The organism is Roseibium aggregatum IAM 12614, assembly GCF_000168975.1.
Lineage (GTDB): Bacteria > Pseudomonadota > Alphaproteobacteria > Rhizobiales > Stappiaceae > Roseibium > Roseibium aggregatum.
In genome coordinates this window covers 1-5,897 of record NZ_AAUW01000044.1, presented here as the reverse complement: position 1 = coordinate 5,897, position 5,897 = coordinate 1, and the positions used below count along the sequence as shown (strand labels likewise).

Sequence of the window (5,897 nt, the reverse complement as noted above, 5' to 3'; positions counted from 1 at the left end):
AGGAGTAACCGCTTAATCATGTCACTGTCTCCTCGGTGCGGTCTGCAAATCGATGGCACCCGTCCGGGTGCCCATGGTTGATCATTCGGATCATTCGACCTTGATCACCTTCGGCATGTTGTAAGTGCCGTCTACCAGCGGAGCATAAGGCCCATAGAAGCGCGAGGTGAAGCGAAACCCTTTGGCCGGCGCTGGAAGCCAGTTTTTAACCTGATCCGGATCAGAGGGCTTTTCGTTCTGGATATAGATCACCAGCTTGCCGTCCTTGGTCACCAGCACGCCAGATTTCAGCATGAAGCTGTTGATGGTGTAGCGGTTGATCTCATTGGCCACGAAGTAGCCTTCGGCGCTGTAGATCGGGATGGACCAGAATTGGGTAACCGGCGGCAGGTCGTTCATGTCGAAGGTCAGGGTGTAATTGTTCTTGCCATCGAGCGGCTTGCCTTCGGAATCGGTGAACAGGAAGGCTCCACCATGCGAGATGTTCTTGTCCGGTGCCGCCCAAGCTGCATCGGCGATGATCGCGCGGTCCATCCAACGGGTTTCGAAACCGCCGTCATTGCGCACGACGCCCCAGCCATTCATATTTATCATGTTGGTCTTCAGCGTCTTGCGCACGTTGTCAAATCCGGCCTTGAACCCGGTCTCGAGTGCGGTTGTCTGCTCTGCCGTCAGCTTGGACCACTCAAAGCTCAAGCCCTTGCCGATGTTGAACGCCTCAAGCTGCTTGAGCATTTCGGCCTCCATGATCGAATCCTTGAGCGTTGGCATGGTCGGATCGTTCAGGATTACGCTGAGCAGGGTGAAATATTGCTCTGCAGTCTGTTTATCGACCTGACCGAACTGATATTCAGGCAGACCTTCGGGGATGAGGAAATCGCCCTTCGCTTTCTTTCTGTCGGCTTGGGCGATGCCCTTGTGGCCATTGGCCAGCCAGTCGGCCAAGGGCGTGATGGTCACCTGATCCTGATAGCCGTTGATCATTTTGATCTCGGCAGCGGACCCGGTTTCGACAGCCATACGGACCACACCGTAAGCGGTTAGGGTCGGCCATTGTACGATGTCAGTGGTCGGGAAATCAGCCGGAACATTGCCGGTGAAACCCGGCGGCACCAGAATATATTTTCGCGCCTTTGTGCCATTGAAGGGCGACCCGACGATCATCCGAAATATGCCGTACTGATCCATGACCTGTACGCTGAAGTAACGGTCGGTAATCTCTGGCACTTCGATGACGACTGGACCTGCGCGCAGGTCAAGAAAGCCTGCGCCATAAAGCGTGGTCGCGTTCGGCGTGACCACGGGATAATCGGGGGTAATCTGCTTGCGCACCCATGCAAACTGGTTCAGGCCCGCATATACGATATTGTCCTTGGCGTCATTCTGGGTGTAAGTCCAGCGCTGGCCATAATAAATCGCCTGTTGCAGACCGTAGATATAGGCCCGCTCTGCGATGGCCTCCGGTTTCTGCTCGGTCTGGGCCGGTGCGCTGGCGGTCATACCGACAAGGGCGATGGCGGCTAGGGCTTGGGTTGCGTACCGCTTTGTGGAGTGCAGAGCACCACTCGAACGTGCAAGCACCGCGCCGATCCATGTCGAGGCAGACGGTGTGGCAAGCAACCCATTTATCTGTGTCATCTTCTCTTATCCTATGTGTCAGTGCCAGGGCGCGCTTGTACGACAGGCCATTTAGGGCAAAGCGGCGGGGCATTTGCTCCGCCGATCAAATCACTCAACCAAATCGATTTCACCCGGCCGCCAGGTCTTGTTGATCCAGGGCTCCAGCGGGCCATACATGCGCAGGATCGTGAACCAGCTCTTGCCCGGAACGGTCTGCAGCCAGTTGCCTTCCTTGCCCGCAGGCGCCTCGGGGGCGAAATAGAGGTCATAGGAGCCGTCGGCGTTCCTGGTCATGCCGTCGGTCTGGCTGCCGATGGTCGGGAAAGGCTGGCCGGTCTGGAGCTGAGAACGGGTCTGGGTGTCGTAGAGGGTGACAGCCCAGAAATCGTTGACTGGCACGTCCTTCGGCAGATGCAGCCTGTAGGTCTTCGAACCGTCGAAGGGCTGCTGGTTGGAATCGAGAACCGCCAGGCCATAATCCGATCCCTCACCCGCACGCGTCGCGGCCATGGCCGGGGTCACCCCGCCTGCGTTGAAGTAATAGAGCACCCGCGCGTCAAGCCCCATGATGCCGTCGGCCTCGAAGCTGGTATTCTTGTTGGCGAAGGCGGTTGACCAGACGCTCTTGGGATCGTCGGGGTAAATCCTCACGCCCTCGATACGCGGATGGTAGGTGATGACCCGCGACGTCGCATCGCCGAGCGTCGCCGCCTCGGTGAGCAGCTTCTTCATGCGGTCGTCTGGCGCGAAGGGCTTGCCCTTGATGATGCCGATCGAGGCAATGGCGCCGCGAACTTCGGGGCTGATGGCGTCGATGGGCTCTTCCTGGATGACCTCGTTGAGGTTCTCGAAATAGCTGAAATCGCTCGGGAAAACCGTGTTGAAAGGCTTGTTCGACATGTTGACGAATTCGGTTGCCGCAGGGTTCTCCGCATCCTTGAGCGGGTAGACCTTCAGCTTGGAGGTGATGTTTTCCACAGCCGGCTTGAGGCCATTCTTTATCGAGCCGCGCAGGAACATGAAGTTTCGGTTCGTCGAAGGCTTCAGCAGATAATAGCCGTCCGGAATGTCGTCAGTATAACCTGGGGGCACCACCAGATACTTGCCGCCCTTGCCCTTGTCCGGCCCGGTGACGCCCATATTGCCGACAAAGCGCTGCCAGGCGTCGTCGAGAAAGCCGAGCATGGCGGGCGGGACCTCGATCACGGTCGGGCCGTCAGTGGCGAGATCCGTGTAGGTATAGGCATAAAGCGTCGAGGTGTTGGCGGTGACCACGAGGGTCTGCGAATCCAGCAACTGCTCGAAGATTGCGATCTTATTCGCGCCCTTCGATCCGGCGTCGGCCAGGCCGGTGCGCACGCTGTACATCGACACCGCACCGACATTGTCCAGGAAAACCCCCATGCCGCGCATACGGTCGAGGTTGTCATAGACCGCGGCGATTGTCGTGTCCTTGGGGACGCCATCGAAAAACTCGAGCGTCCCGATGGAGGTTTCAATCTTGTCGGGGATGGAGATCGCGTCGAGTTCGGCGGTTGAAACCTGCCCCAACGCAGGGCCAACGGCTAGGGCGAACGCAATGGCGCTCATGGCAGGCAGGCGTATCATTCGTTTTTCTCCCCGGACAGGTCTGGACCGCTTTCGAAGATTACCTAAGGTCAGTCACCGCTTCTGCCCATTTCGCGCCATTATTCTGCGTCGGAGAGCCGGTCTGTTAGAGCTTTCCTGTAGGCATTGGGAGACTGGCCGGCCCATCTGGTGAAAGCCCGGGCAAAGGCACTTGGCGTGCAGTAGCCAAGCCTTGCGGCAATCTCCTGAACCTTCAGGTCGGTCTCGCGCAGCAAGGCACTGGTGATCTTGAACCGGTTGTCTTCCACGAGTTCCCAGAAGGTCATGCCATGGTTGCTCAATCTGCGCTGAAGAGTTCGCGGACTGGTCGCAAGACGTTCTGCCGCGGCTTCAAGCGATATTGTGCCGGCCAGAACAAGTCCGGCGATCACCGACCGGATTCTTGCAAGTTCCTGTTCGGAACCCTTTGTGCGGCTGGGCATCCATGTTACCCTAAGTTGAAGGATGTCGAATTATCACATTGGCCGGTCGGGAAAACGAACTCCGACCAATACGCGCCAAAATTCGGGCGGTCGCACCAGGGGGATTTCGGTTGGAAACCAGGCTTGCGCTCGTCCGGGCGACCCATCTGAACACCTACATTTCCGTACTGCGTGACATGGGCGCTCCGATAGATCGCGAGCTCGCACAGTCCAGATTGCCGAAATACATTGAAGAGACACCGGATCTCTACGTCAGCCTACCTGTTGCCATGGAATGGGTCGCGCGGACCGGACGCGACCTTCCAGCCATGGAACTTGGGCTGATTGGCGCGCAGGCAGCCTCGCTGTCATCTTTGCGTCCGACCCAACAGGCTGCCATCATGACGGCGCAAACCGGCCTTAAACGCCTGGAGGCCTTGAGCGCCTTGTCGCGTTTCGAGGACAGTGCCCTTGAAATGAGCATCCGCCAGGAGGCCGACGATGTTCGCGTGACCTGCAACATGAGGGGAATGGAGCGCCACCCTCACGTGTGTTTTGCGGAATGGTTGAATCTCCAGGCGGTCATCTCGGTGTTGCGCAGCGTTGTTGGCCCAACTTGGTATCCAAGTGAGTTGTGCTTCACTTCCACGCATCGTCTTCCCGATGGCGTACACGTCGCATTTCCCGACACGCGCATACTTGTTGGGCAGGCCTTTGCATCCATTTTAGTTGAGCGTGCGTGTCTCGCACTCTCGACGAGCGTGCTGGCAACGCACCGGCCGGCTCCGCAAACGCCGGGTCCGGTACCTTCGGATGGTGAGCAAATCGGTCGATCGGAGGACTGGGAGTTTGTCACCCTTCTTCGAAAGATGGTTCAGCCGTATCTTGCCGATCGACGCACCAATGTCGCCTTCATCGCCGAAATGGCGGGGATAAGCAAAAGAACACTTCAGCGACGGCTCAAGCTTTGCGGAAGTTCCTATTCGGGTTTGCTTCAGGAGGCACGCTTTGAGCTTGCTCGCCAGAACCTCGAAAATCCCGCGCTGAAGGTCATTGATGTTGCAATGATGGCCGGCTACGAGAGCCCTCAACACTTTACACGTGCCTTCCGCCGTTTCACCGGCATCACACCAACGGACTACCGTCACCAAAACTTCGTGATGGGTTCTGCAGCGATCTGATCATTCTGTTCTCTTGGCGTATGCCGACCAGAGTCTCCGTCTGAGCCGACAGGAAGAGTCGTTAATGCAGCAGCGTTTGATCGTGGTGAAACAACGACTTCACACACTATCGTTTAAAATTTCTGGCATTGGTTACAGGCAACGATTTCCGCAAACGAATGCATAAGGGCCCCTACCCACTGTTTATTTAGCCCCCCAACTTCCGTCGCGGGCACTGTAAAGTGAACAATCGTTTGCGACCTGGAACGGCGGAGGCCTGTCTCCCTCTTGCCGGATCGGGCGCTGGATACATCTCGATCATGGCTTGCCCAACATCCGTCGATATCGATCGTCGCTCGCGACCGGGGTGGCGGCTATGGTGAGGCCATCGCGAAGGCCCTGCCTGATGCAGAGCAGGTCGCCGACCGTTAGCATCTTATGGAGAATTCCGGCCGGGCCTTTTTCGATGCTGTCGGCAGGTCGATGCGCCAGATCAGGCAAGCGGTCGGCAGCAATGTCGTTGACCCCAAGCTTTTGACTTATGCGGAAAAGTTGCAATACGACGGATATCTGCGCCGGCAGGAGACGAACGAGGCGATCCGGACGCTGTCGAAAGATGGAATTCCCATTCGCCAGATCGTGCGGCAAACCGGTCATAGCCGGAAACTTGTCCGCGACGTATTAAGAGGCCAGCGCCTTTATGTCTTTCGAACACGACCCAGCTCGCTCGATAGCTGGCTGCCGTGGCTTAACAGCCGGTGGTGGGACGAAGGGGCTCGAAACAGCCAAGAACAGCTTAGTTGGATCCTTCGCCAACGGCGTCGATAAGGATATTGACGCCGTCCGGAACGCTATCGCCTCTACTTGGTCGAATGCGCAAACTGAGGGACAGATCACGTGCCTGAAGCTCATCAAGCGCAAAATGTACGGACGAGCAAAACTCGATCTGCTCCAGGCGAGATTGATTGGCGAACCATAAGATCTGTACGCCAGTAAAAGTGCGTCAGAGCCGAGGACTGACCCGGTAGAGCCCGATTTTTTCACTGAGAACTGACCCATGTGCCGCGCGTCACAAGCACTGATCGTT

At 57.4% G+C, this 5,897-nt stretch carries 4 protein-coding genes and 1 pseudogene; 2 read left to right on the top strand and 3 right to left on the bottom strand.

The genetic code is table 11. The annotated features are described in order from the left end of the window. Positions 1-90 precede the first annotated feature (90 nt). From SIAM614_RS30270 to SIAM614_RS30260, 3 genes are all read right to left on the bottom strand, one after another. Positions 91-1,638, bottom strand: a complete 1,548-nt coding sequence (locus SIAM614_RS30270) for a DUF1254 domain-containing protein (RefSeq protein WP_157140188.1) — start codon at positions 1,636-1,638, stop codon at positions 91-93. 90 nt (positions 1,639-1,728) lie between these two features. Then, positions 1,729-3,228 carry a DUF1254 domain-containing protein gene (locus SIAM614_RS30265; RefSeq protein ID WP_006940606.1) on the bottom strand — a complete coding sequence of 500 codons (1,500 nt, stop codon included), beginning with the start codon at positions 3,226-3,228 and terminating at the stop codon, positions 1,729-1,731. Between the two features lie 80 nt (positions 3,229-3,308). Next, positions 3,309-3,671: a helix-turn-helix domain-containing protein gene (locus tag SIAM614_RS30260; protein WP_006940604.1), complete on the bottom strand. Its 363-nt coding sequence runs from the start codon at positions 3,669-3,671 to the stop codon at positions 3,309-3,311. 110 nt (positions 3,672-3,781) lie between these two features. Between SIAM614_RS30260 and SIAM614_RS30255 the strand changes: the two genes are divergently transcribed. Beyond that, the gene (locus tag SIAM614_RS30255) at positions 3,782-4,831 is read left to right on the top strand and encodes an AraC family transcriptional regulator (protein WP_006940602.1); all 1,050 of its coding nucleotides are present in this window, start codon (positions 3,782-3,784) and stop codon (positions 4,829-4,831) included. Between the two features lie 225 nt (positions 4,832-5,056). Next, positions 5,057-5,789 (top strand): annotated as a pseudogene (locus tag SIAM614_RS32840) (transposase); the annotation flags it as partial. Between the last annotated feature and the right edge of the window lie 108 nt (positions 5,790-5,897).